The 585-nt window shown below is 53.3% G+C and carries 1 protein-coding gene; it reads left to right on the top strand.

The window, feature by feature from the left end; translation table 11 throughout:
* Window positions 1-27: 27 nt before the first annotated feature.
* Window positions 28-585, top strand: a 558-nt coding sequence (locus XI05_RS08920; RefSeq protein ID WP_271500699.1) for a hypothetical protein, incomplete at its 3' end; no start/stop codon positions are given.

Here is a 585-nt window from a genome sequence, read left to right on the forward strand (position 1 = left end):
ACGACGATATCCAATAGCAATTTCTCGGTGGGGACGAACCAGGGAGCTTACCTGATATACGGCGGCACGTCGGCGTCCAATCTCACGGTGATACATAATACGTTTGACGGCAGCTCGATCGGCAACAACCTGTCGTACATTCGGTACTCGGGCTCGGGCGAGGTGACGCTGGAATATAACTGGTTCAAGAACTTTCCGGGCCACATCGTCGAATTTACTCAGGCCAATGGAAGCCCGAGTTTTTCCGTCGACTATAAATATAATCTGATCGAACAAGGTTCGCTCCACGACGGTTATCATCTGAATTTTCTGCAATTCGGCGGCGGCACGGCGAGCTCGGTGGACGTCGAGTTCAACACGACCTACCAGACCCCGCAGGTTTCCGGCGGCGAGGGCTTTCAATTTTACAGTAATACGCAGGGCGGCGTGATCCAGGATGCCGTGATGGCATACAACACGATGATCGCAACGGGTGGCAACGCTGGCGACGCAATGTCGTATATGCTTCATGCCAACTCCTATAACGACAATAGTTCAGCGCTTAAGGGCAGCGTGCACGACAATTTCTTCGACCTGCAGGCAGCG

The sequence above is a fragment of the Bradyrhizobium sp. CCBAU 11357 genome (assembly GCF_028128865.1).
GTDB lineage: Bacteria > Pseudomonadota > Alphaproteobacteria > Rhizobiales > Xanthobacteraceae > Bradyrhizobium.